The organism is Vibrio ouci, assembly GCF_004551525.1.
Classification (GTDB): Bacteria; Pseudomonadota; Gammaproteobacteria; order Enterobacterales; family Vibrionaceae; genus Vibrio; species Vibrio ouci.
Genome location: NZ_SATR01000286.1, coordinates 1 through 652 on the forward strand (window position 1 = coordinate 1; position 652 = coordinate 652).

The following is a 652-nucleotide window of genomic DNA, read 5'->3' on the forward strand; positions in this document are numbered from 1 at the left end:
ACCACATCTTTAGAGAGCACATTAATGCGGAGCTGCCGAAATACACCGAAAGCTTAGCGATTCATTTATTGGGACAACCAAACACCTCTAAGTCCAACAGAGACTATTTAACCTTTGGGACGGGTAAGTGCGCCCTACAAGTGACCTTAACCGGGGAGTATCGCGGGTATTTTAAAGATTACACCACCGGTGAAAAAGGCTCACTGATTAACCTAATGATGAGCCAGAAAGGCATCAGCTACAAAGAAGCCATGACTGAGGCCCACAACCTGTTAACCCATCCTGAGCATTATCACATTACGATCAACAAGGAGCACGACAAGCTTATGAATACCACGCCAAAACACATCGCTCAATTTGAGCAAAGAGCGAAAGATTATTTACATGAGAGTCTAGGGCTCAAAGGGACTTTAGCGGAGCAATACCTGAACAAATTAGGGATCAAAGAAGCGCACAATGACAATGTGCGTTTTCATCCAGCGGTCTATTCTTCAGAAGATACCGCGCTGCACCCTGCCATACTCACCAACATTCATGATAAACAAGGGGAAACCCGTGCGATTGAAATTACCTATCTCGATCATCAAGCCAATAAAGCCGATGATATGGAAGTGAACCCAAGGGTATTGGGGAAAAAATCAAAACACCTGAC

Annotated in this window: 1 protein-coding gene; it reads left to right on the plus strand. The window is 44.6% G+C overall.

Annotation, left to right across the window (positions count from 1 at the left end):
* On the plus strand, positions 1–652 hold a 652-nt coding region (locus ELS82_RS25660; protein WP_440870484.1), incomplete at both ends, for a DUF7146 domain-containing protein.